Source organism: Pedobacter psychrodurus, assembly GCF_032678585.1.
GTDB lineage: Bacteria > Bacteroidota > Bacteroidia > Sphingobacteriales > Sphingobacteriaceae > Pedobacter > Pedobacter psychrodurus_A.
Map to the genome: position 1 here is coordinate 20,769 of NZ_JAVTSN010000021.1, position 26,445 is coordinate 47,213.

A 26,445-nucleotide genomic window follows, 5' to 3' on the forward strand; every position below is an offset into this window, starting at 1 on the left:
TTATCATGGATAACCAGATCATTTTTGTCCGCATTGCCAATCAGAGCGATGCGCATTACGCAGAAGAAATTATACAGGAAACAGAAAAATCTGCCCTTGCAAGAGGTTCGGGGATTGCCAAAAGAACGGTACCGTCGGTAATAGAGAAGATGGCAGCTGGCAAAGCGGTTATTGCTTTAACCAATACCGGAGAATGGGTTGGTTTTTCTTACCTCGAAACCTGGGAAAACGACCGCTTTGTTTCCAACTCGGGGCTTATTGTAGTACCAAAATTCAGGAACTCTGGCGTAGCCAGATCCATCAAGAACAAGATCTTCAACATGTCGAGAAGATTATACCCCAATTCAAAAATCTTTAGTATTACCTCCGGTCCTGCCATTATGCGGATGAACGCGAAACTTGGTTTTCTTCCGGTCAGTTTTGCTGAGATCACCCATGATGAAGGTTTTTGGGAAGGTTGCAAAAGCTGCGTGAACTATGATATTCTGGAAGGCAAGAAAAAATGCAACTGTCTCTGTACGGCCATGCTCTTCGACCCGGAATATTTTATAGATGCACAGCCTGTTGTGTATCAGCAAACCGAAATCTATCAGGAAATAGCACATTCTTAATCAGCTTATTATATCATCATGAATACCATAAGTAAAATACATCTTACCGAAGGTCCCGATCTTAACCACCTTTATCAGGAATCGCTCGAACTCCTTTCTACCTTAATCTCTATTCCTTCTTTTAGCGGTGAGGAGATGCTTACTGCCGATCATATTGAATCTTTTTTAAACCAGCATGGCATAAACACTTTTAGGAAACACAATAATATCTGGTGTTACAATAAATATATGGAGGGATCAAAACCCACCATCCTTTTAAATTCCCATCACGATACGGTAAAACCTAACGGGCAGTACTCACGGGATCCCTTTGATCCAGCTATTGAGGATGAAAAAATACATGGCTTGGGCAGTAACGATGCCGGAGGGCCATTGGTGGCCTTAACCGCCACTTTTTTGTATTTTTTTAACCGGAAAGACCTCCCATTCAATCTCTGTTTGGCCGCAACTGCTGAAGAAGAAACCTCGGGCGAATTGGGTATCCGAAGTATACTGGACGATCTTAAAGAAATTTCTTTTGCCATTGTTGGTGAGCCAACGGGCATGCAGATGGCCATTGCCGAAAAAGGTTCGATGGTGATCGACTGTGTTTCGAAAGGGCGTGCGGGACATGCGGCAAGAGAAGAGGGCGATAATGCCATTTACCATGCCCTTAAAGATATCGAATGGTTTAGGAGTTATTTGTTTCCGATCATGGATGGTGAACCACAGCCCGTAAAAATGTCAATTACCGAAATTAAGGCTGGGATTCAGCATAATATTGTTCCGGCTGAATGTAGCTTTACGGTAGATATCCGTTTCGATCATAATTATACCGAAAGAGAGATTGTAAACACGATCATCAACCATACCTCATGCCATTTTACATTGCGCCCGAACGTGTTAAGACCATCTTTTATCGATATCCTTCATCCCCTGGTTGTGGCTGGGCTTGTGTTGGGTAGAAAAACATACCTTTCTCCAACAAGCTCCGACCAAGGCTGGCTGGATATGCCATCGATAAAAATGGGGCCAGGCAATTCTGCACGTTCGCACACTGCTGATGAATTTATCGGCATCGAAGAAATTGAAGAAGGGATTGATATTTACATCAGTTTGCTTGAATCGCTGTCATTCTGAAGCAGTGAAGAATCCCAATGCGATGAAACACAGCACCTATATCCTGGTCTTAGCGTCCCGCTAAGACTTTAATTTTTTGCCCGCCTTATTTTTTTGCCACGGAGACTCAGAAACATGGAATTAAATTGCTTTAGCATTATAGATGCTGAAACAAATTCGATAGCTATCGGATCAACCGGGCGTATTGGAGATTAGACTCACAAATTATAACTAGTAATCCCAATCACGGTTGTCATCCTGAGCGTAGTCGAAGGATCTATTCTTTTGTCATTATGATCCTGTAACTATCGGATGCAATAAGGGATTTTTCTTTTACTAGCCATAAGCTTACTAAAGGTTTCTTGGACTAGCTTGGGTTTCCGTATTTCATATGTCAGAGAATCTTCGCTGTGCTCAGAATGACAAGAATATAACTAGTTAAAATTTTTCCCAAATGAAAAAAACCTTTCCAAAATGGAAGGGTTTTTTTATGCCTGATTTAAATTAAGAAAAATATATTGTGTTTAATGTATTGTTAATCAATCAATTATGATGTTTTTGTCTTTTGTGGTATAAGTTTGGCTAATGGCATGCAAAAGCAATACAATCATGACAATACTTATTTTTTTAATCCTAATTCTGCTCTGCTGGGCTACTTACAAATCAATCGACTGGTTCGAAAAAATCTAACACTATGATCGCATTATTTATTATCGCCATCGCCGTATTTATCTATATGATCTACGTGCTGATCAAACCCGAAAAATTTTAATCCTTTCTCCTTTAGGGGGACAATTAACAAATCAAAAAATGAACACTGAATTAACAGGCATTATCGCCACATTCCTGCTCACCCTGGTGATTGCAATACCACTGGGTAAATACCTGGCAAAGGTTTTTGCAGGAGAAAAAGTCTGGACAGATTTTTTAAAACCATTGGAAACTGGTATTTACAAGCTTTCCGGAATTAACATTAAAGAACAGATGAACTGGAAACAGCAGTTAAAAGCACTGCTTACCATTAATATACTCTGGTTGTTTTACGGTTTTTTTGTACTCATCTTTCAGGATAAACTTCCCTTCAATCCGGATGGAAACCCTGGGATGACTCCAGACTTAGCCTTTAACACCATTATCAGCTTTGTTGCCAACTGTAATCTTCAGCATTACTCAGGCGAGAGTGGCGTAAGTTACCTCACCCAGCAATATGTACTGATGTTTCTTCAGTTTGTAAGTGCTGCAACCGGTATCGCAGCTGCAGTAGTCCTATTTAAAGCTTTTAGAGATAAAACAACGACTGAACTGGGCAACTTTTGGGAATTCTTTATAAAATCAATTACCCGTTTATTGTTGCCTTTATCATTTATAATGGCCTTAATCTTAACTTTTAATGGTACACCTGCGAGTTATGATGGTAAAGATCAGTTCATTTCTTTACAGGGCGATACCGTAAATGTTTCGAGAGGGCCAGCTGCCCAAATGATTGCCATTAAACATTTAGGTACAAATGGTGGCGGCTATTTTGGCGCCAACTCGGCACATCCATTCGAAAACCCAAGTTACTTTACCAATATGGTTGAACTCATCGCGCAGGTCATTATTCCGATCGCTATGGTCATTGCCTTCGGTTATTTTATCCGCAGGAAAAAACTGGCCTGGACCATCTTTGGGGTAATGACCATTGGTTTGTTTATGCTGCTGCTCCCTATGCTAAGCTCAGAGTTAGGTGGAAGTCCGGCCCTGGCGAAAATGGGTATTTCTCAAACTACGGGGGCAATGGAAGGAAAGGAAGTCCGCTTTGGCCCGGCTGCTTCTGCTTACTGGGCAACGGTAACTACCATTATTTCTACCGGTTCGGTAAACAGTATGCACGATAGTACCATGCCGATGTCGGGTACCTGGCAGTTGCTTGGAATGATGATCAACTCCTTTTATGGCGGTTGTGGTGTAGGTTTATTGAACTATTTCATCTACCTCATTGTTGCAGTGTTTATTTCCGGGCTGATGGTGGGCAGAACGCCCGAGTTTCTTGGCCATAAGGTAGAAGCCAGAGAGATCAAGATTGCGGCCATTATCACGTTGTTAAGTCCATTTTTAATCCTTGCCGGAACAGCCATCGCGAGTTACATCTTTACCAGTCATGGCGATGCCGCCTGGGCCGTTCAGCCAAAAAACTGGCTTAATAACCCAAGTTTCCATGGATTCTCTGAGATGCTTTATGAAATGACTTCATCCAACGCCAACAACGGTTCGGGCTTTGAAGGACTGGGTGATAACAATATCTTCTGGAATTTATCAACTGGTATTGTGATTTTTCTTGGCCGTTTCTTACCGATTATTGGCCCTGTTGCCATTGCCGGATTATTGGGTGCCAAAAAATTCATTCCTGAATCTGCCGGTACACTTAAAACAGATACCAAAACTTTTGCGCTGATGACTTTTGCTGTGATCATCGTGTTAAATGCACTTTCTTATTTCCCTGCATTGGCATTAGGCCCATTGGCAGAATATTTTACCATGCTTAAATAAATGAGAGTTGTCACATTGAGCCTGTCGAAATGCAGTTGTCAAATATCCTTCGACAAGCTCAGGATGACAAAACGATAAATAAATTCAATATGAAACCCAATAATAAATTGTTCGAACCTGCCTTGGTGCAGACCGCACTAAAACAATCTTTCATCAAACTCGATCCAAGGGTAATGGTGCGTAATCCGGTGATGTTTACGGTTGAAATCGGAACATTGGTGATGGCTTACGTTACGGTATATTCTTTTAGCCATAGCGGACAAGGATCGCCCCTATACAATTTCTTCATCTTTTTAGTCTTATTGCTTACTGTGCTGTTTGCAAACTTCGCCGAAGCCATTGCCGAGGCAAGAGGTAAAGCACAGGCCGATAGCCTTCGTAAAACAAGGGAAGAAACACCAGCCAAAGTGCTTTTGGCAAACGGAACCATCGAAATCCGTTCATCCAACCAGTTGAAAAAAGGAGATGTATTTGTTTGCGAAACTGGCGATACCATCCCAACAGATGGAGAGATTATCGAAGGTATTGCCACTATCGACGAATCGGCAATTACAGGTGAATCTGCTCCTGTAATACGCGAATCGGGAGGTGATAAATCTTCGGTTACCGGTGGTACAAAAGTTTTATCTGATGAGATTAAAGTTCAGGTAAGTACAGCACCTGGAGAAAGCTTTTTAGATAAAATGATTGCCCTGGTTGAAGGTGCATCACGTCAGAAAACACCCAATGAAATTGCCTTAACCATTTTGTTGGCGAGTTTTACCCTCGTGTTTATCATCGTGTGCGTAACATTAAAACCTTTTGCCGATTACGCCAATACACCGATTACAATTGCGGCATTGATTTCCCTATTTGTGTGTTTAATCCCAACCACCATCGGTGGACTTTTATCAGCCATTGGTATTGCCGGAATGGACAGGGCGTTGAGAGCCAACGTGATTACCAAATCGGGTAAAGCGGTAGAAACAGCAGGCGATATTGATGTATTGCTTTTGGATAAAACAGGAACGATCACTATTGGTAACCGTAAAGCGACCAATTTTTATCCAACCGCAGGTGTAAACATTAAAGCTTTTACCGATGCCTGCGTTTTGAGCTCGTTGGCTGATGAAACCCCGGAAGGAAAATCGATCATTGAACTGGCTGCGGAACAGGGTCTAAAATCAGCTGGAACACCACAGGGATCTACCTTTATCAAGTTTACCGCCGAAACCCGCTCAAGCGGATTAGATACTGCCGATGGTAGAAGAATTAGAAAAGGTGCTTTCGATTCGATTAGGAATATTGTTGAGAAAGCCGGGAATATTTTTCCATCGGATATCGAAAACCACGTGAAAGCTATCGCTACTAACGGCGGAACACCATTAGTAGTTTCTGAAAATGAGAAAGCCCTTGGGGTAATCGAATTGCAGGATATCATTAAACCGGGCATCAGCGAACGTTTCGAACGTCTAAGAAAAATGGGTGTAAAAACCGTAATGGTTACCGGTGATAATCCATTGACCGCTAAATATATCGCTGAGAAAGCCGGAGTAGATGACTTTATCGCCGAGGCTAAACCTGAGGATAAAATGAACTACATCAAAGACGAACAGGCATTGGGTAAACTGGTAGCGATGATGGGTGATGGTACCAATGATGCACCTGCTTTAGCCCAGGCCGATGTTGGCGTTGCGATGAACAGTGGAACACAGGCTGCAAAAGAAGCTGGTAACATGGTCGATTTAGATAACGACCCTACAAAACTGATCGAAATCGTAGAAATCGGGAAACAACTGTTGATTACCCGTGGTACCTTGACAACTTTCTCCATCGCCAATGATGTGGCGAAATATTTTGCAATCGTTCCGGCATTGTTTATTGCATCAATTCCTGCTTTGCAAAGCCTGAACATTATGGGCTTGCACTCGCCAGAATCAGCCATCATGTCGGCAGTGATTTTTAATGCGATCATTATTCCGATCCTGATCCCACTGGCATTAAAAGGGGTGGCTTATAAACCCATTGGTGCAACTGCATTATTACGCCGTAACCTGTTTATATATGGTATTGGTGGGGTAGTAGCGCCATTTATAGGTATTAAAATAATTGATTTATTGGTAGGACTATTTGTATAAAAAAAATGTCATTCTGAGCGCAGTGAAGAATCTGTGAGCAAAAGGAAAGTTCCTGAAATCTGGCACTGCCTAATAGGTCAGAGATGCTTCGTACCTCAGCATGACAGCACATAAAATAAAAACATCATGAAAAAGTACATCATTCAATCTATCCGCTTAACCCTTGTACTATTGGTACTGTTATGCGTAGTATATCCAATCACTGTGGCCTTTATCGGTAAAATGTCTAAAGGAAACGGGGGAGGAGAAAAAATCACCAAAAATGGTAAAACAGTTGGTTATGCATTGCTCGGCCAGTCCTTTACCAAACCAGAATATTTCTGGGGAAGACCATCAGCAGTGGCTTATAATGCCGCAGGTTCTGCAGGCTCTAATAAAGGTCCATCTAACCCCGATTATTTAAAAGAGGTACAGTCGCGCATTGATACTTTATTGAAATACAATCCTGGTATCAAAAAATCAGATATCCCAGCCGATATGGTAACTGCCTCGGGAAGCGGGCTCGACCCAAATATTTCTGAGCGGGGTGCAGCCATTCAGGTGGCAAGAGTGGCCAAAGCAAGAAAAGTAGATGAGAAAAAAGTAAGAGAACTGATTGCCATGAACACCCTTAAGCCATTCATGGGTGTTTTTGGCCCTTCATCAGTAAATGTATTGAAATTAAACCTTGCGCTTGATGAGCTTTAGTACCATGGTTTTGTGCTAAATCGTCATCTCGACCGTAGTGGAGAGAACTAATTAAACCAGTTTAAAGATCTCTCCATTCCACTACCGATGAAAATCGGTACAGGTCGCGTTCCATCCGATAGCTATCGGATCGAGATGACGATCGCGCTATACCTCAGCCAATAAAAAATCAGATAAATAAATATAATACAAATGAAAAAACTACTATTACTAGCCGCTACACTCACTGTTGGATTCTTTGCGAAAGCACAGGAAGAACCAAAAATTAAAGTAACAGGTTATCTTGAAGCCTATTATGGTTATGATTTTAATAAACCAGCCGATCATAACCGTCCTGGCTTTATTTATTCGCATAACCGTGCAAACGAAGTGAACCTGAACCTTGGTTTGATCAAGGCCGCATACGATAGCGGAAATATCCGTGCTAACTTAGCGTTAATGGCAGGAACTTATGCCAATGCAAACCTTGCTGCAGAGCCAGGTGTATTAAAAAATATTTTCGAGGCCAATGCAGGTGTGAAATTATCCAAATCAGAAAACCTTTGGGTTGATGCCGGAATCTTTTCTTCACATATCGGCTTCGAAAGTGCGGTTTCAAAAGACTGCTGGGTACTCACCAGGAATATTTCTTCGGAGAACACGCCATATTATGAGTCGGGTGCGAAAATTACCTATGTTACCAAAGATGGCAAATTTACCGCTACGGCGCTTTACCTCAATGGATGGCAACGCATTACCCGTGTGAATGGAAATGATAAACCTGCCGGCGGACTTCAACTCAGCTGGAAACCAACTGATAAAATCACGGTGAACTACAGCAACTATCTTGGAACTGAGGGTGCCGATTCGGTTAGGGTAAACAGGTTTTACCATAACGTTTATGGCATTTTCCAGCTAACTGATAAATTTGGTATAACGGTTGGATTTGATTACGGAACGCAACAGAAAGAAAAAGGCAGCAACGATAAAAACGAAGTGATCTCGCCAGTGGCAATTCTCCAATACAAATTTGCACCTAAATGGGCAGTTGCCGGAAGGTTCGAATATTACGAGGATAAAAACGGAATTTTCATTGCTACAGGAACTGCAAATGGTTTTAAAACGAAGGGTTATTCCCTAAACCTTGATTATGCGCCAATAACCAATGCAGTAATCAGGTTGGAAGGAAAGGCTTATGATAGCAAAGACAAAATATTTGCAAGGGAGAGCGCTGCGGTTAATGCCAATGCAACCATAACTGCAAGTATCGCGGTTTCGTTTTAGAACTTAGCAGCGGTCGTCATTTCGAGCGGAGAGCAGCGTAGTCGGGAATTCTATTATAGATCTCTCTCCCCCGCCTGTACGGGCGGCATTCCGTTGCACTCGATCCAATAGCTATTGGATCGAGATGACGACTATTTTAGAAATGAATTATGTAATAACCAATTATAACAATGCATCCTTATATAGAAATCCTGTTCAGCCTGTTTTTAGCGATTTCAGGAACGCTAATGATCAGGAAACTAAGTTCATTAAAAAAGGGTAGGGCATCCTCCATCAAAAGAAGTTATGCAGCAGAAAAACACATCAAACTGCTTTCTAGAAAGATTTCTTTTAGATTTATGATCGTATTGTTCACGCTGGTGATGATTATTGCCATCACCATATTGATAGAAAAAGGAATCATGAGCGTTACCTGGTAAAAAAAGATTATGGAAGAAGAACAAAAAGAAGAATCGGTCAGGCACTTTTTAGATCTCGTCAAAAAATCCCGACGCGGAAAGCTCAAGATCTACATTGGCATGAGTGCCGGGGTAGGCAAAACTTACCGTATGCTCCAGGAATCTCATGCACTGTTGCGCAATGGGGTAGATATTTGTATTGGCTATGTTGAAACCCATAAAAGGGTAGAAACAGAAGCCCTTGTTGCAGGCCTTCCGATGATCCCACGAAGAAAAATATTCTACAGGGGTAAAGAAATAGCCGAAATGGACCTGAAAGGGATCATGAACCGCCACCCTGAGATTGTGATCATAGACGAACTTGCCCATACCAATGCCGAGGGTAGTAAAAATACCAAACGCTGGCAGGATGTTTTCGATCTGCTCGAAGCTGGGATCAGCGTAATTTCTGCGGTAAATATCCAGCATTTAGAAAGCATCAATGAGGAGATTGAACAGATTACCGGAATAGCCGTTACCGAACGTATTCCTGATAAAATATTGGAGATCGCCGATGAGATTGTCAATATCGACCTTACCGCCGATGAACTGGTGACCAGGCTTAAAGAGGGGAAAATCTACGATCAATCGAAGATTGAAAGGGCACTTGGTAATTTTTTCCAATCTGATAAAATTCTTCAATTGCGCGAACTTGCCTTAAAGGAGGTGGTGCATCAGGTAGAACGGAAAATCCAGACCGAAATCCCCAAATCGATAAAACTCAGGCCAGAGCGTTTTTTGGCTTGTATTTCTTCCAATGCAGAAACGGCAGGTGTAGTGATCCGGAAAACAGCAAGATTGGCTTCTTATTACCGCTCACCATGGATTGTATTGTATGTGCAAAGTGATAATGAAAGCATGGAGCGCATTAAACTCGACAAACAGCGCCACCTGATTAACCATTTTAAACTGGCTACCGAACTGGGTGCCGAAGTGATCAAAGTAAAGAGCAATGCCATCACTAAAACCATTATCGATGTGGCTACCGAAAAAGAAATTACGACCATTTGTATTGGCAAACCCCATCTCAATATTTTTCAGGTGATCCTCCGCACAGCAGTTTTTAATGGCCTGTTGAAAAACCTGGCAATGAAAGATATTGATCTGGTTATTTTATCGTAAAAAAACATCAGGATAATATGTCCATCGATTACGCTCAGGGATAACATGTTATAAGTATGCATGTGCAGGGTGCAGAGGCTTTGTTCCTAAACCCGAGAGCAGCGGTTCGGATCCTTCATCGAAATTAGCGGATGGCGGGACTGCAGACTGCCAGGAACTACAAACCATTCATTTCCTAATTTTAAAGCGCTTATTTTCATTTGGAGCGATAGGCCTGTACGCAACAATTAGTTTCTTCCCGTCTTCCGCTTTTACGCTTCCTCGTTCCTCGTTGCTGCAGGGTAAGCGCTTCAACCGGGGCTAGGTGGCCACAGTTGTATTCATTTGTGGGGTTGCAGGGTGCAGAACCTTTGTTCCTAAACCTGATTGGAGCGAACATACCGATCCTTCATCGGTATAAAGCGTAAAGCGGGACTGCAGACTGCCAGGAACTACAAACCATTCATTTCCTAAATTTAAAGCCTTATTTTCATTTGGAGCGATAGGCCTGTGCGCAACAATTAGTTTCTTCCCGTCTTCCGCTTATACGCTTTGCTTCCTCGTTCCTCGTTGCTGCAGGGTAAACGCTTCAACCGGGGCTAGGTGGCCACAGTTGTATTTTATTTGTGGGGTTGCAGGGTGCAGAACTTTTGTTCCTAAACCTTACATCTATTTCGGTCGGTGGAACACCACCTGGTAGGAAAAGAGGCCAATTCATATTTGTACATCTATTTGAAAAAGCTCTTATTTTTAATTGATCTAAATAACTATCTTTGCGGCCAAGGCATAAAATAAGATATTTGGAAACAACAGGTCATCCTTTCCCGGGCAGGTTAATTAAGATCGATAAAGAATCGTTCGAAATGGCCTATGAGCTGTACTGGGAAAAAGTATTTGCCGTTTGTTACAACAACATTAAAGAAGTCGAACCCGCAAAAGGCATGGTTCAGGAAATCTTCAAATCTCTCTGGGAGCGCAGGGCTGAATTGGAAATCGAAAAAATGGAGCATTATCTCATCCGGTCGGCTAAATTTAAAACTTTCGAATACATCCGCAATAAGGTAAACAGGCAGAAACACAACGAATTTCAGGTGATGGATTGCTCGGTGTCCAGCAATTGCACCGAAGAGCAGGTACTTTTTAATGATTTAAAGGAAAAAGTAAATGTTTTGGTCGATACTTTGCCCTGCCAATGCAAAAGGGTATACAAAATGAGCCGCGAACAGGGAATGAGCAATAAAGAGATTGCGGATTTGCTTTATATTTCCGAGCGTGCCGTAGAGTATCATATCACCAAAGCCATGAGCAGACTTAAAGTCGGTTTGGCCAGCTATTAATTTTTTTATTTATACACTTACGGTAAACCGGTGGTTAGGCTACTTCTAATTAAAAGCAATAATTTATTAAGTTTGCAGATAGTGCATTCTTGTTAGTGGCAAATTATCCAGCATGAGTAACGAACTTTTAGAAAAATATCATTTGAATACCTGCACTGCGGAAGAGCGCAAGATGGTAGAAGAATGGCTATTTAATACTGATGTAGATGAACTGGATACCATTGATTTAGCTGAAGATAAGAATATCCTGAAGCAAGCAATGTGGCAGGACATTGAAACGGCTATGCCGCAAGTAATTAAGTCCTTGCCAAAAAGAAGCCATATTTATTTCATGTGGAAAGGTGCTGTTGCAGCTTGCGTATGTATTGCAGTGGCAGTTGCAGTTGCTTATTTTGTGTTTGCAAACAGATCTATAGGTCAGGCCGATTTTGTACAATTGAATAATCCCTCTGCATTTCATGTTAAACACATTGATGCTGCGGGTTATGATGTGGCCGTTGGGCCAAATACCATTGCTAAAATAAATAACAGTGATGGGATGATCGATTTGACAGGGAGCATGCTCATCTCCCCCAAAAAAGATATTGACCTTGTTTTTGAAGGTACATCGAAGAAAGTGACCTTGTTAAAAGGGCAGACTTACATTATCCTTAAAAATAAAACAGGTATAAAAAGTATTATCGTAATTAGCGAGCGGAATTTAATGGATCTACCTCCGGTAATGCAGAAACAGCTTTCGGCCCAGTTTGATATTTAACCGCTTCCATCTATACAATGAATCTCCAAGGTATCACCAGATTTTTCTTCCCTGTTATTTTTGCTTTTTGTTTGCTCAGTTGCAGACAAGGAAACAATTCGGATCAAAAGGAGACTAAATACAGTTTGTATATTCTGGCCAAAGATGGAAAGGAATATATGCTCACCAGCAATACGTTAGCTAGTGGTGTGTTAAAGCCTGAAACAGAAGGTGCATATTTAGATCCTAAGGATATGGACAGGGATGTTTTTGTGAAAGATGGTTTCTTTTACCACCTCAATCGGAAAACCAATCGTTTTTCTAAATTCAAACTCGAAAATGGGAAGTTAGTCACAGCAGGATTTTTAGACATTAAAGATTTTAGCATCGACAACTTTAACTGGATTGGGAAAGACAGTTTGTTGCTTAGCGGATTAAATATCTCTGGCTATAACCATAGCAAATACACTTTCATCAATACCGTTAAGATGGAGGTCCTTGCTCAGGGAGATATGAAAATTCCAGCTCCGTTCGGAAAGTATACCACACTTTCTATTGGTTTTGTGGAGAAAAAAGAGAATGTACTTTTGGTTGGCTATACGTATCATGCGGCGCAGGGTGTATCCAGTTATTTAACCAGCGATACGTTATACGTTTCCGAACTGAGTTACCCGCAAATGAAACTGATTAGTACACAGAAAGATACGCGTTCTACCTATCCAGGTGGAATTAATACCATTCAATCCTATAATTTTAAGGATAATCAAGGCAACTATTATTTTCAGTCGTGCCCGGGCATTGCCTTGGGTAATCACCCCGATCTGCCTACCGGTATATTCAGGATAAAGGCGAATGAGAAAAAGATTGATCCGAAATATTTCTTTAATATTTCGGATTCAAAAATACAAAACCATGCCTATGGAATGTGGTACCTGGGTGGGAATAAAGCCATTATCCGTTCGGAAAGAAAAGATCTGTTTAAAGGTTTGGGCGACCATTACAGCACTGCCCATTTTGAATTTTATGTACTCAACCTAATCACTCAATCGGTTACGAAACTTAATCTTCCATTGGATAAGGGAACCAGAAGGGAATGTGTGATCGTTGAAGGGGATACCGCTTATATTTCGGTAAATTCTACCAAAGAAGGAAATTACATCTGGCTGTACAACATCAAAACCGGCGAATTGAGAAAAGGACTACAACTAGGGGGTGATACCGATTTTATCATGCGGATAGACCGTTTGAAAAGTTAATAACTTTTTAACCGCAAAGTTCGAAGAAAAATTAGGCTCTTTTAACCACAAAAAGCACAGAGGGCGAGGAGTTTTTTAGCCTATAATTCTGATCCAATAACTTAGTGTGAAGTGAAGAATTCTTTGCCAATCCCAAGGTTGGTGACACACCAACTTATGTAATAAATTGTGGCTGGTGCGCCACCAGCCATGGGAAAAGTTTTCGACTACGCTTAGACTGATACTGACTAAAATATTTTTCTGCTTTTATCCGCTCAAATCTGTGGGAGCCCCCATTTTACATCATGGATTTTCCATCTTTAAAGATCCTTCACTATGTTCAGGACGACATAAAGTGATTATTTTATTTTTTTTCATTTCCCACCTTCGGGAAAATGCGGATTGTGCTACTACCCTATAAATGCACTATAATAAAATCATGTATCGCTTAAAAATTTTATCCTTATTCCTGCTTTTTTCAACTTCCGTTTTCGCACAACAAAATGCCACGGTAGAAGGTTACATAGCAGATAGCACAGCCGCCATAAGTGGTGCCTCAATTTCTTTAAAAGGCACAAAGGCGGGCGCAACTACCGATATAAACGGATTTTTTAAACTGTCTGGTATTAAGCCAGGAAGTTATACCATCGTGGTCTCTTTTGTAGGTTACCAAAAAGTGAGTCAGGAAATTAAATTGACTTCCACAAAGCCCTTAATTTTAAAATTCTCACTGAAGCCTGATTACAGTAACTTACAGAATGTAGAAGTAAATGGCAGAACCGCTGTAACGGAACTTAAACAATCTGGTTTCACTGTAAATGTGATTGATCTTAAGGCATTTCAAAACAGCAGTGCCGATCTTAATCAAATCCTAAACAAGAGTACAGGCGTTAAAGTGCGGGAACAAGGTGGTTTAGGATCTGATTTCAATTTCACATTAAATGGCTTATCGGGCCGCCAGATCCGTTTTTTTATCGATGGCGTACCGATGGAATCTTTTGGAAGTTCAATTGGACTCAACAATATTCCGGTTAATCTTGCCGAACGGATTGAGGTTTATAAAGGTGTGGTTCCGGTAGAACTTGGAGCCGATGCACTAGGTGGTGCAGTCAATATTGTTACCAATCAATCGGTATCAAAGTATCTCGATGCCAGTGTGAGTTACGGTTCGTTCAATACCTTAAGGGCTGCGCTTTCGGGTAAATACAAAGACAAAAAAACAGGTCTGATTTTTACGTTTAATGGCTTTCATAATGCATCAGATAATGATTATCTGATGCGGAGTAACCCAAAATATGATGCCGCAATAAAAGTGGTCGAAAATAACGAGCTTGTAGAAAAAGATGTTAAGCGGTTCCACAGCGCTTATCGTTCTACTATGGGGCAAGTTGGTATTGGCGTTGCCAATAAATCATGGGCCGATCAATTCGAGATCAACTTCCTTTATTCGGATATGTACAAAGAAATCCAAACCGGAGCAAACCAGAATAAGGTGATAGGAGAGGTAACAAACCGCGAAAAATTTTTTATGCCTTCAATCAAATACAAAAAAAGTAATTTTTTAACAAATGGTTTAACCGCAACTTTTTTTGCCTCAACATCCATCAATAGATCTACAGTGCCTGATACGGCAAATTATGTATATTCCTGGAGTGGAAGGGGCCGGGCCGAACCTATTTCCGGAGAACTTTATGGTATTAAAAGCATTTACCACTACCGAAATACAGCTAGCCTTGCCAGGGCAAATTTTAGCTATGAAATTAATGAGAACAACAGCTTAAACCTGAATTACAACTATAGCCACTTCGCCAGACAAGCAACTGAAGATTTGGGACTAGTAAAAACCAATACCTTTGATGAGCCCAATACCGTAGCTAAACAAGTAGCAGGATTTGCTTATCAGAACAATGCATTTAATAAACAGTTAACAACATCTGTATTTGGCAAGTTTTATGTATTGAATGCGTTGGTACGGAATGCTGTGTTTTCACAAAATCAAACTTATATTAAAACCGATTCAGAAATTTCCAACAACTATTTTGGATATGGTATAGCAAGCAGGTACCGCATAAGCAACAATGCTGGTGTAAAATTGTCGTACGAGCATGCTTACCGCTTGCAAGAAGGAGATGAATTATTCGGGAACGGAATAGATGTAACATCCAATATCAATCTTAAGCCAGAAAGTAGCGACAACATCAATTTTGGCGCTTATTATAACTTCCACATCAACGAAAAACATCATGTTGGTATTGAAGGATCCTATTTTTACAGAAATGCGAAGGACTTTATTTACTTTATTCCAAGCGGTGGTGTTTATTCAGTTTATGATAATCTGGCCGGAGCAGAGATTAACGGTGTAGAACTAGAATTTAAGTACCGTTATTCCACATTATTGAACTTCAGTATTAATGGTACTTATCAAAAAGCGATCAGCAAACAACTTTACGAACCAAACACTACCGTACTGGATCTAACTTATGGCGACAGGGTACCAAACCAGCCCTGGTTATATGCCAACGCAAATCTTGAAATCGGTCAAAATGATATTTGGGCACCCGGAACACGTTTACAGCTTAGTCTTTCCAGCCAATTTGTAAACTGGTTTTATCTTAACTGGGAAAGTAGAGGTAGCATCGAATCCAAAAATCAGATTCCAACCCAGTTTTCTCATAATGTAGCGTTAGCCTATAGTATGGCAAATGGCCGGTATAACATTTCTGCAGAGGTAAATAACTTTACCAATGAGCTCTTATACGACAATTTCAGGTTACAAAAACCGGGACGTTCAGCCTTTATCAAACTTCGATATTTTATTAAATAAATCTTCAATCATGTTTACAACACTTAAAAAACAATCTTTATTATCTTTTGCCGCTATTGCGATAATTGCCTTTTCAGCATGTAAGAAAAGTTCCACTCCAACAGAGGAACCCATCGAAAAAAATTATGGATTAGTGGTTCGTGCGGGTACGCCGGCAGCAAGCTATATCTTAAATACCACACAACTTGGTTCAGGAACATTAACCACAACAGGTAATGGCGCAGAAACCACTACAAGTATTATTACACAACGTGGCGAATATTTTTATGGAACAAATGATGCCGGAAATCTGATCAAATTTACGTCAAGTAACAAGGTTAATAGTATCATAAAAGAAATCCCATTCACTCAAATCAGCTGGGCGTATTATTCCAGTTTTTATGCATGGAAAGATGATAAAACTTTGGTGTTATTTAGCATGAAAGAAGCATTACAGTTCGAATATGCTACGCTTAATGTAGAAACAATGACCATTACCGCTTCAGGGAATATTAATATTCCAAAGCCAATAACAGGCTATTATTATTGGGGAAATTCTGCAGTGTTTCAGGGTAACAAACTTTACATCAGTTATAACCTTACCAATGAGAATACCAATCTTCCACTAAACGAGGTTTACCTGGCATCAATGGACTTTCCAAATGTGAATACAGTTACAATTACCAAGGATACCCGTTTCAATCAACCGGCACATTATACTTTAAATTCTCCGGGAACATTTGTTGATGGTAATTATGCTTATTTTATCAATGCACCAACGATCTGGATTGCTGGAGAAACAGGAGGTTCATTTTCAATTTATCGTGTGGCTAATGGCGCAACAGCCATTGATGCAACTTATCAGTACGAATTTACGGATAGGACCAAAGAAGAAGCAACTGATTTATTTTACGTAGGAAACGGAAAAGCAATTGTTAAGATTTTTGATAAATCGCAAATTTCTACCTGGCAAGATTATAGTGGAAAGTATATTGCTGACTACTATTTAATCGACGTAGTGAATAAAACGAAGGCAAAACTTAATATTCCTAAGAGTATCCCAAATCCTTATGCAGCAAACGTATTGATCGATGGCGATGTAGCCTATATTGGGGCATTAACCGCCGAAGGCTATTATGTTTACACATATAACCTAAGTTCAGGAACTGTTGCCAAAGGTGTTAAACTAGAAGGAGTGAGTGGATTAAGCAAGTTGGTGAAATTTAAATAGTCTGTTTAAATGCTTATAAAACCACTCAAAAAATTAAATGCATGGCTTCACCTTTGGCTTGGTTTGGCCTCAGGTATTGTGGTCGTGATTTTGGGAATTACGGGTTGCATATTGGTTTTTGAGCAGGAAATTAAAAGTTTAAGCTCTCCCTGGTTGTTTGCTGAAAAGCCGGCAGGGGGAGCTATACTGGCACCATCTAAAATTTTTCAGTCAGTTAAAAAACAATTGCCTGGTAAGGAAATCCATTCCGTTTGGTATCACGGCGAAAACAAGTCTGCTATAGTAAGTACAAATTCTGATTCTACTGTTTATGTAAATCCATATACGGCAGAGGTGATTGCGATGGTACATCATGAAGATTTTTTCGAATTTATAGATGAAGGGCACCGGAGGCTTTGGCTGCCCGATAAAATTGGTAAACAGGTAATCGGTTGGTCTACCTTTACCTTCTTTGTTTTATTAATTACCGGGCTGGTATTGTGGTGGCCAAAAAAATGGAACAAAGCCGGGAAAGACCAAAGTTTTAAAATAAAGTGGAAAGCCAGATTTAAAAGGGTTAATTACGATCTGCATAATGTATTGGGGTTTTATGCCTTATTACTTACGCTGGTCATGGCCATTACCGGATTAATCATGAGCTTTAGCTGGTTTAATAAAAGTGTATATTGGTTAACGGGTGGTGAGGGTAACCCCCGTAAACAAACTACCGAAGTGTTTAATGCGACCCCAAATACCATGCTTCGCAATGTAGACCGGGTTTGGTTAAAAGTTAAAAATACCATTGCACTTTACAATAAAGATCAAATTATTGTTTCATTCCCTGATGAGGCAGACGAAGCAATTTATGCCTGTACCGATATGGTTAACGGCTATTGGCGGGATTTATATTTTAATCCATCTACACTACAATTAACGCAATCGGCTGGGAAAAGATTATCAGAGCTTGCTTTTGCCGATCAGGTGAGAAAGTTAAACTATAGTTTGCATGTTGGTGCATTCGCAGGCCTGCCGAGCAAGATTGTTTTCTTCTTCGCCAGTTTAATCTGTGCAAGCTTACCCATTACCGGATTCTACATCTGGTGGGGTAAAAAGAAGAAGCCTAAAAAGAACAAAAATATTCCAGTACCCTTAAAAGCATAATTTATGTACAGATCTCTATCCTTTGCTTCAGGTAAAAAACCTGATGTTAGTAAACTATTGCCATATATTTTTATGTTGCTCAGTTTCTTTACCAGTAAAACTGTTCTGGCACAATCTCAACCTGTAATTAATGGTATTGTGGTGATGGAAAATGGCAGTCCTGTAGAATTTGCTTCCGTTGCACTTCAAGATGCAGCAGGCAAGGGCCTCAAGGGGACGTTAACCGATTCATTAGGCCGTTTCTCTTTCCCCGCATTGCAACATGGTAAATACCGCGTTAAAATCTCTAATATGGGGTTTATTACGCATCATACCGATATTATTCAGGTTACTGTACTGCATAAAATTGTGGTTTTGGGTAAGTTGAAATTAATGGAAGATGCCCAGACCTTAAATGCCGTAAATATTTCTGTGCAGAAAAAGGTGATCGAACAAAGTATCGACAAAATGACCATCAATGTAGAAAACAGCATCCTGTCAGACGGGAATACCGCATTGGAATTGTTGCAAAGAGCACCTGGCATTAAGGTTGATGACGAAGGTAAGATTTCGTTAAAGGGCAGGGCTGGGGTAAATGTGATGATCAATGGAAAGCTCACTTATCTTTCGCCGGCAGAACTAAGCGTATTGTTAAAGGGCACAAACTCATCATCGGTTTCTAAAATAGAGATTATGGCCAATCCATCTGCTAAATACGATGCCGCTGGTAATGCGGGCATCATCAATATTGTGATGAAGAAAAACCAGATGAGGGGCTTTAACGGTTCGGTTTCGGTTAATGGCGGAGCGGGCAGAAAAGCACGGTATGGATCGGGCTTTAACCTTAATTATAAAAATGCAGGTTTTAATGTGTACGGAAGTTACAATTATGCTTACCGCGGCGAAACCGAATACCTGGATTTTAGCCGACGCTTTTATAACAATGGTGTCGTTAGTGGCCATTACGACCGTATTTCCAATCAGCATACCGAAACAAACGAACCATTAAATACCAATAATTTCCGTGTAGGAATGGATATGGATTTAGATCAAAAAAATACCATCGGATTTTTGATCAATGGAAATGTGGGTAAATACCTGCATGATAGCAAAACGGGTAATATTTTACAGAGTCAGGCCGGAAACATCCAATCGGATATGGCCACCAGCAATTACGATCAGCAAAGTTGGAGCAATTTAACCTATAACCTTAACTACCTGCGCAAATTTAAAAAGGAAGCCAGAACGTTAAGTGCCGATTTCGATTTTGCCAGCAATAGTTTTACTTCGAGTTTAAATTTAGATACCTATACTGCTCCAAATGCTTCAAGTCCTGCGCAAACTAATAATAGAAGAGGTTATGTGCCTGCTAAAACCGATATATATGTGGCGAAAGTAGATTATACCGATCAGTTGGGGAAGGCCATAAAAATAGATGGCGGCTTAAAAAGCGCTTTCATCACTTCTGATAATAACCTGGTATATCAAAATCTAACCGATGGGGCCTGGGTGTACGATCCTGCAAGCAGCAACTATTTTAAGTATGAAGAGCAGATCCATGCCGCTTATCTCAATCTTAACCGCGAATTTCAAAGCTTTACAGTACAATTGGGCTTTAGAGGAGAATATACCCATACGCTTGGCAACCAGGTGACCACCGGATCGGTATTAAAAAGAAATTATTTTCAATTGTTTCCAAATTTGGCATTGAACAAAACTGCAGGAGAAAATAACCAGTTTCAACTGGCTTATAGCCGCAGGGTACAAAGACCAGATTATGGCGATTTAAACCCCTTTAGGGTATTTAGAGATCCTCTTTTATATTATGAAGGTAATCCATATTTGATGCCCGAACTCACACAGAATATGGTACTGAGCCATATATTTAAGGGGAAATATACCACAACTTTAAATTATAGCAGAACCACCGATGTAATTACCTGGGTATCTGGTCAGATTGATCAACTGAATACCACGTACGAACGTCCGCAGAACCTGAAAAGCCTGGTAAATTATGGCATCAGTTTTACCGGACAAACGAATTATTTCAGCTGGTGGACGGCAACCAATTTTGCCAATATTTATAATAATATCTACCGTGGCGGCGAGGATTCGGAAGAATTTAAAAACAGTCAGCTTAGTTTTACCATCAATACTCAAAACGCGTTTAAATTAGGTAGTGGTTACAGTGCAGAGTTAAATGCCTATTACAATTCGAAATCGGTTTATGGCATCTCAACCGAAAAAGCCTATCATTCGGTATCAGCTGCATTTCAAAAAAATCTGTTGAAAGATAAAGCGAGTTTGAAGCTTTTGGTGAACGATATTTTCCAATCGAGCCAGTATAAACAGACTACCCGATACCAGAACATTGATATGTACAGCCATGTAAATGTAGATGGGCGAAGGGTAATACTTTCATTCACTTACCGTTTTGGTAATCCTTTCAGTGTAAAAGAACGCAAAACGGGGAACGACGATATTCAGAACCGGATAAAGGGCGGAGGATAAGTGCATATAATCTGTCGGTCCGTGTCTTACCTGGCGAAACACAAAAAGTTTGGGATACCTCGTTTCTTCACGGTAGCGCTCAATGTCATTAAGTTAAGCCCTGGTTACAGGCAAACATAATTGAACCACAACTTGTCCCGATTTTCGGGAGATAAAAAGGAAGTAAACACCTGCCCAGCCATTCAGGCGGGGATATATAGATCCGTGTTTATCCCCGCCTGACCAGTCGGACAGGTGTGTCCATCTGTGGTTAAAAACGCTTAACCTAACGGTATTTGTGTCTTAACAATCGAAACGCAGATATTGATTTTGATTGGAGCACAGTGCTTGTACACAACACCAGGATTCTTCCCGTCTTCCGCTTTTACGCTTCGCTTCCTCGTTCCTCGTTGCTGCAGGGTAAGCGCTTCAACCGGGGCTAGGTGGCCACAGTTGTATTTCATTTGTGGGGTTGCAGGGAGCAGGACCTTTGTTCCTAAACCTGATTGGAGCGAACATACCGATCCTTCATCGGTATAAAGCGTAAAGCGGGACTGCAGACTGCCAAGAACTACAAACCATTCATTTCCTAAATTTAAAGCCTTATTTTCATTTGGAGCGATAGGCCTGTGCGCAACAAATTAGTTTCTTCCCGTCTTCCGCTTATACGCTTTGCTTCCTCGTTCATCGTTGCTGCAGGGTAAACGCTTCAACCGGGGCTAGGTGGCCACAGTTGTATTTTATTTTGACGATTGCAGGCTGCAGAGCCTTTGTTTCTAAACCTGATTGGAGCGAACATACCGATCCTTCATCGGTATAAAGCGTAAAGCGGAACTGCAGACTGCCAAGCACTAAACACGTTCATTTTCTGATCTTAAAAAGTTTATCATGCCGCTGCTTTAGTTATAATTTTGGTTGGTGGGACGCCAAACCGATAGCAAAAGAATCTCTGTTTATCTGAGTACATCTGTGGCTAAAATGCTTAACTCGATGACATTGGGTAAGGCACTAACCTATAGGATAGGCCTGTAATTTCTCAAATTATCCAAAACTATATCTGATAAGAAGGGTTGAGATAATAGGACTTATGGAAAGTGATATGGAAAAAAAAGATACTAAAACACATTTAATTAATGAAATTACCACTGCAGGATTACAAACTGCAGCCCGAAAATTAGGTGCTTCGGCAAGTAAAAAACAGGTTAGGAGAGGTATTTCCAAAAATATCAGTTTAATAGACGAACTTTTACGGATTGTCTTAATTAAGAGTAAAGACTCGTCGAAAAGGGTACAGCGGAATATAGAGTTTGTTGGCCTGGGGGTTATGGCAGCGCATACTTTTTACCGTGGTTTTAAAAAGAAAAAACGCTTATGGATTTTAGAAGGGGTTTTTCTAACTGCTGCACTTGGGGGCGTATTGTTGGCCACGCAGCTTAAGGGAGTGAAGCGGCAAATTATTTAATTTTCTAGTGCAATGTAATTTTTCTCGACAATGGCCTGTCGCGAATATTTGAGAGTGGAGAGATTTAATTTTTTACGATAGATCTCTCCATTCCATTGCTCTCTATCCGATAGCTATCGGATCGAAATGACGATTTTTTTATCGATTACACCAACACTGAGCCGCCATCTACATAAATTACCTGTCCGGTGCCGTATTGTTGTTTCATGGTATACAAAAATGCTTGTGCAATATCGCTGGCTACGCCAACACGTTTTACAGGCAAACTTTCGCCCAGACCTGTGTAAAGGTTATTTCTGTCTTCTTCACTCAAGCTGTTCCATAAATTGGTTTTCACTACTCCTGGTGCAACCAGATTTACACGTACAGGCGCTAGCTCTACTGCCATTGCACGGGTAAAACCTTCCATTGCGGCGCAGATACTGGCTGCAATGCCCCAACCTGCACCTGGCCTTGGACTGGCGGTTCCTCCGGTTAAATTGATAGAACCACCCGCTTTTATTTTCCTTACTGCATACTTAACTGCTGCAAAGGCGCCCCAATACCTTAGGTTAAAAAATGTGCGGGCTTCATCAATATTGGTTTCGTTGATGGTATGCAAAGTCAGATTTTCGCCTGCGGTATATACCAGATGATCGAATGGTGTTACTGAAGCGAAAAAATCTTTAATGTTTTCTTCCTTGCTTAGATCAACTGCGGATCCGCTGCAATTTTCGGGTAAAAATGTTAAGGCTTCATCGATCCTGTTTTGATTTCCGGATACGATCACCACATTAGCGCCATCTTGTGCTGCGGCCTGTGCGGTTGCAAAACCTAAACCTGAGCTGCCTCCCAATACGATCACTGTTTTTCCTTCCAGTGTAAATTCATTTGCTTTTATTTTCATGATGTTGTAAATTGAAATGCAAATTTTAAGATATCAGGCCTCAATCCACTTACCAATTGGTAAAATCGATCGGGACTTCTATTTTTGTGCAATCCACTTCCACGTATTAATACCCATGTCGAATACACTCATTAGCTACCTGAACCTGCACCACCCAATTTCGGCAACAGAGGGGCAATACATCATGAAAGCTTTTAAAGCCAAAACCTTTAAGGAAGGAGAAGACCTCTCGCAACCGGGCAGTATCTGTAAAGAACTCTTTTTTATTGTAGATGGTGTGCTTAGGATCGTTATCAGGAATAAAAAAGGAAATGAAGTAACCCATTATTTTTTAAAGGAAAACCAGTTCTGTACCATTTTAAATAGTTTTCATAATCAGGTGCCAGCAGAAGAATGTATACAAAGTGCGTGTAATTGTGCGGTATTTGCGATCAGCAGAACGGCACTTGTAGCGCTCTATGAACAAATACCCTATCTTAAGGCACTCATTGACCAGATTACGCAGCAAGCTTTAATCGATAAAATCAATATCCGTAATGCTTATTTAGGACAAGATTCTACAAATAGGTATCGCCTATTTCTGAATAAACAGGCCGATATTGCCCTTCGTGTATCGTTAAGTGATGCTGCTTCTTATCTTGGGATCACTCCTCAATCCTTATCCAGGATCAGACGGCAGATTTAATTCGACCAATGTATCCCTGTTGATTTGGCAAATCATGAATAATTTAAAACATTATCAGATATTCGGTGTTAAAATTTTATGCTAATCAGCTAATAGGTCAGGGCTTTATATTTATGGGAAAGAAAATTTGTTTATTGGAAGATGATGAGGGTATACGTGAGATTATCGAAATGATATTGACCGATGAACAATATGAGGTATACGGCTTCTCTAATGTGAAAGATTTTATGGCCTTTGAGGATAAGGCTTCACAGGATTTATATCTGCTCGATGTAAGGTTGCCCGATGGCGACGGCTTTAATGTTTGCCAAACATTAAAAGATGATGATATCACCAAAGGCATCCCCGTAATGATGATGAGCGCACATGCAGGCTTACATGAAATGCGCCGCAGTTGCAAGGCTGAGGATTTTATCGCTAAACCCTTCGATATTTTCGATCTGCTAAAAAAAGTAGATCACCAGTTAACAAAAGGGCTTAATCACTGATCTTAATACTCTTTATTGGAATAATGCTACACGGCTGTCAAACATTTGTGTAGCCTGGCTGTTACAAAATGTAGACTGAACATTAAAGCGCTCTTTCTACATATAGATACTCATCATATTAACGTCTGTCAACACCGTAAATCGAATAACAACCATGGAAAATACGTTCGGAAAGAATATTATTCCCGATAATGATATCGAGCGTATTGGAGCCCTCAAAAGGTACAAAATACTGGATACACCACCCGAAAATGCCTTTGATAATATCGCGAAGTTGGCCACTCAAATATTTAACGTGCCCATTTCGTTAATCTCTCTGGTTGATGCAGAGCAGGTTTATTTTAAGGCCAATGTGGGCATGGGTAATACGAGAACTGCCCAAAGGGGGGTAAGTTTATGTTCGCTTGCTGTTTTGGATCAGGAAGTAACGGTTTTTGAAAATGCGCCGGAGGAACCATGTTTGCTTACCAACCCGAATGTAGCCGGTAGTTTTGGCTTAAAATTTTATGCTGGCGCCCCCTTAATCACTAGCGATGGTTTCAGGATAGGTACCTTATGCATTATAGATAAAACACCACGGAAATTCGATGCGCAGGGCAGGGCCATTATGGAGCGTATGGCCAAAATAGTGATGGATGAAATTGAGCTCCGTCTCTCTTCGATTAGTGAAATAGAAAAACAGCACGAGTTAATGGAAGAATTTGCGGCCGCGAACGAGGAATTGTTGGTAGGTAACGAAGAGCTGATGCGCAGTCAAAGGGAAGTAGAAGCCCTTAATGTGGAGTTATCCGAAACCAACGAAGAAATTACGGTTGCCAATGAAGCACTTTTATCGACAAACCATGCATTAAATGTTAGCCAGAACAGTTTGCTGTTGCTTAACGCAAAATTGGCGGAAAGTGAAAACCTAAAAAATATGGCCATAGAACAGGCGGATCTGGGTATATGGTATATTGATGCCGAAACACGGGCATTTATTCCCTCATTACGGTTGAAGCAGTTTTTTGGTTATCAGGAACATGAAACCATGCCATACGAAGCTGCTGCCGAACAGATTAGAGACGACTGCAGGGCAAATATAATTGACGAGATTAACAGTGCTTTCCTAAATAATGAATCTTATGATCTTGAATATCCGATTATCGAACTCAGAACCAAGCGGCAGCGTTGGGTAAGATCAACAGGAAAACTTAATCCTGCTGAAAAAGGAAGAAAATCTTATTATTCTGGTACCGTGATGGATATTACCGAACAAAAAGAAAACGATCAGCGGAAAAATGATTTTATCAGTATGGTAAGTCACGAATTGAAAACACCCCTTACCTCGATGGGTGGTTATATTCAGGTATTACAGATGCGGGCCCATAAAATTAAGGATGCTTTTAGTAGTAATATTCTGGATAGGGCTTATATCCAAACCAGAAAAATGAGCACCTTAATTGATGGTTTTCTGAACATGAAAAGGGCTGAAACGGGGAAAATTCCCATCAACTTTCAGTTATTTGATATGGCCGATCTGGTAAGGGAGGCAGAGGTAGAATCGTTGGCTACTATATCGTCGCACCGTATTATTTTTGCACCTGTAGAACATACGCCCGTTAAAGCCGATAGGGATAAAATAGGGCAGGTGATTACCAATCTGATTAATAATGCCGTAAAATATTCTGCACCGGGTTCTACCATTAATGTAGCCTGCATCACCGTAAATCAAACTGCCCAGGTAAGTGTTAAAGATGAAGGCATGGGAATCCTACCTGCTGATCAGGAAAAGTTATTCCATCGGTTTTATCGGGTTGACAGCAAACAGATGGCCAACATCAGTGGTTTTGGTATCGGTCTTTATCTCTGTGATGAGATTATCCAGGGTCATTGTGGAAAAATTTGGGTAGAAAGTGAACTCGGAGTAGGCTCTACTTTTTGTTTTAGTTTGCCTTTATAACTATTTTCAGCTTCAATATACCACTTTCAACTCACCTTGTTTAACCGCTACAATAATATAGCCTATATTATAAGTCATATATTGTTTTGTTCAAGAACATTATTTGTGGCTGGATAATCAGCTTAACATCGTATAAGTGTAAGTAACCCCTTTTAGAAGTAAACTGCAATAGGTTTATACACGTATATGAA

At 40.6% G+C, this 26,445-nt stretch carries 21 protein-coding genes; 20 read left to right on the plus strand and 1 reads right to left on the minus strand.

All coding sequences use genetic code 11. From position 1 onward, the window contains the following. Positions 1 to 5 precede the first annotated feature (5 nt). The 17 genes from R2S57_RS14860 to R2S57_RS14940 all read left to right on the plus strand — a co-directional run bounded on the left by R2S57_RS14860 (position 6) and on the right by R2S57_RS14940 (position 22,256). Positions 6 to 611, plus strand: coding sequence for an N-acetyltransferase (locus R2S57_RS14860; RefSeq protein ID WP_316845741.1), 606 nt, complete (start codon positions 6 to 8; stop codon positions 609 to 611). Positions 612 to 629: 18 nt separating this feature from the next. Beyond that, positions 630 to 1,730, plus strand: coding sequence for a M20/M25/M40 family metallo-hydrolase (locus R2S57_RS14865; RefSeq protein ID WP_316845742.1), 1,101 nt, complete (start codon positions 630 to 632; stop codon positions 1,728 to 1,730). Positions 1,731 to 2,403: 673 nt separating this feature from the next. Next, complete coding sequence (locus R2S57_RS14870; RefSeq protein ID WP_082035969.1) at positions 2,404 to 2,481, plus strand: potassium-transporting ATPase subunit F; 78 nt, start codon at positions 2,404 to 2,406, stop codon at positions 2,479 to 2,481. 38 nt (positions 2,482 to 2,519) lie between these two features. Beyond that, positions 2,520 to 4,238 carry a potassium-transporting ATPase subunit KdpA gene (gene kdpA, locus R2S57_RS14875; RefSeq protein ID WP_316845743.1) on the plus strand — a complete coding sequence of 573 codons (1,719 nt, stop codon included), beginning with the start codon at positions 2,520 to 2,522 and terminating at the stop codon, positions 4,236 to 4,238. Positions 4,239 to 4,327: 89 nt separating this feature from the next. Continuing rightward, positions 4,328 to 6,355: a potassium-transporting ATPase subunit KdpB gene (gene kdpB, locus R2S57_RS14880; RefSeq protein WP_316845744.1), complete on the plus strand. Its 2,028-nt coding sequence runs from the start codon at positions 4,328 to 4,330 to the stop codon at positions 6,353 to 6,355. Positions 6,356 to 6,481: 126 nt separating this feature from the next. Next, entirely contained in the window at positions 6,482 to 7,042 is a 561-nt protein-coding gene (locus R2S57_RS14885) for a K(+)-transporting ATPase subunit C (RefSeq protein WP_316845745.1), read from the plus strand. 192 nt (positions 7,043 to 7,234) lie between these two features. Further along, complete coding sequence (locus R2S57_RS14890; protein ID WP_316845746.1) at positions 7,235 to 8,305, plus strand: porin; 1,071 nt, start codon at positions 7,235 to 7,237, stop codon at positions 8,303 to 8,305. 170 nt (positions 8,306 to 8,475) lie between these two features. Then, positions 8,476 to 8,724 (plus strand): hypothetical protein, encoded by a 249-nt coding sequence (locus R2S57_RS14895; RefSeq protein WP_316845747.1) that lies wholly within the window; start codon positions 8,476 to 8,478, stop codon positions 8,722 to 8,724. A 9-nt stretch (positions 8,725 to 8,733) separates the two neighbouring features. Further along, positions 8,734 to 9,864 (plus strand): sensor protein KdpD, encoded by a 1,131-nt coding sequence (locus R2S57_RS14900; RefSeq protein ID WP_316845748.1) that lies wholly within the window; start codon positions 8,734 to 8,736, stop codon positions 9,862 to 9,864. 779 nt (positions 9,865 to 10,643) lie between these two features. Further along, positions 10,644 to 11,180 carry a sigma-70 family RNA polymerase sigma factor gene (locus R2S57_RS14905; protein WP_316845749.1) on the plus strand — a complete coding sequence of 179 codons (537 nt, stop codon included), beginning with the start codon at positions 10,644 to 10,646 and terminating at the stop codon, positions 11,178 to 11,180. Positions 11,181 to 11,292: 112 nt separating this feature from the next. Continuing rightward, positions 11,293 to 11,937, plus strand: coding sequence for a hypothetical protein (locus R2S57_RS14910; RefSeq protein ID WP_316845750.1), 645 nt, complete (start codon positions 11,293 to 11,295; stop codon positions 11,935 to 11,937). A gap of 17 nt (positions 11,938 to 11,954) precedes the next feature. After that, entirely contained in the window at positions 11,955 to 13,172 is a 1,218-nt protein-coding gene (locus tag R2S57_RS14915) for a DUF4374 domain-containing protein (protein WP_316845751.1), read from the plus strand. A gap of 418 nt (positions 13,173 to 13,590) precedes the next feature. Then, entirely contained in the window at positions 13,591 to 15,975 is a 2,385-nt protein-coding gene (locus tag R2S57_RS14920; protein WP_316845752.1) for a TonB-dependent receptor, read from the plus strand. A gap of 10 nt (positions 15,976 to 15,985) precedes the next feature. Continuing rightward, positions 15,986 to 17,185 (plus strand): hypothetical protein, encoded by a 1,200-nt coding sequence (locus tag R2S57_RS14925; RefSeq protein ID WP_316845753.1) that lies wholly within the window; start codon positions 15,986 to 15,988, stop codon positions 17,183 to 17,185. Positions 17,186 to 17,194: 9 nt separating this feature from the next. Beyond that, on the plus strand, positions 17,195 to 18,325 hold the full coding sequence (locus R2S57_RS14930; RefSeq protein WP_316845754.1) for a PepSY-associated TM helix domain-containing protein: 1,131 nt from the start codon (positions 17,195 to 17,197) through the stop codon (positions 18,323 to 18,325). Between the two features lie 3 nt (positions 18,326 to 18,328). After that, positions 18,329 to 20,815: an outer membrane beta-barrel protein gene (locus R2S57_RS14935; protein WP_316845755.1), complete on the plus strand. Its 2,487-nt coding sequence runs from the start codon at positions 18,329 to 18,331 to the stop codon at positions 20,813 to 20,815. Between the two features lie 1,078 nt (positions 20,816 to 21,893). Continuing rightward, positions 21,894 to 22,256, plus strand: a complete 363-nt coding sequence (locus R2S57_RS14940) for a hypothetical protein (RefSeq protein WP_316845756.1) — start codon at positions 21,894 to 21,896, stop codon at positions 22,254 to 22,256. A 145-nt stretch (positions 22,257 to 22,401) separates the two neighbouring features. Here the strand turns inward: R2S57_RS14940 and R2S57_RS14945 are convergent, their stop codons facing one another. Continuing rightward, positions 22,402 to 23,142, minus strand: coding sequence for an SDR family oxidoreductase (locus R2S57_RS14945; protein ID WP_316845757.1), 741 nt, complete (start codon positions 23,140 to 23,142; stop codon positions 22,402 to 22,404). Between the two features lie 115 nt (positions 23,143 to 23,257). Between R2S57_RS14945 and R2S57_RS14950 the strand changes: the two genes are divergently transcribed. The 3 genes from R2S57_RS14950 to R2S57_RS14960 all read left to right on the plus strand — a co-directional run bounded on the left by R2S57_RS14950 (position 23,258) and on the right by R2S57_RS14960 (position 26,254). Continuing rightward, positions 23,258 to 23,827: a Crp/Fnr family transcriptional regulator gene (locus tag R2S57_RS14950; protein WP_316845758.1), complete on the plus strand. Its 570-nt coding sequence runs from the start codon at positions 23,258 to 23,260 to the stop codon at positions 23,825 to 23,827. 113 nt (positions 23,828 to 23,940) lie between these two features. Then, positions 23,941 to 24,315 carry a response regulator gene (locus R2S57_RS14955; protein WP_316845759.1) on the plus strand — a complete coding sequence of 125 codons (375 nt, stop codon included), beginning with the start codon at positions 23,941 to 23,943 and terminating at the stop codon, positions 24,313 to 24,315. Between the two features lie 154 nt (positions 24,316 to 24,469). Further along, the gene (locus R2S57_RS14960) at positions 24,470 to 26,254 is read left to right on the plus strand and encodes an ATP-binding protein (RefSeq protein WP_316845760.1); all 1,785 of its coding nucleotides are present in this window, start codon (positions 24,470 to 24,472) and stop codon (positions 26,252 to 26,254) included. The last annotated feature ends 191 nt before the right edge of the window (positions 26,255 to 26,445 follow it).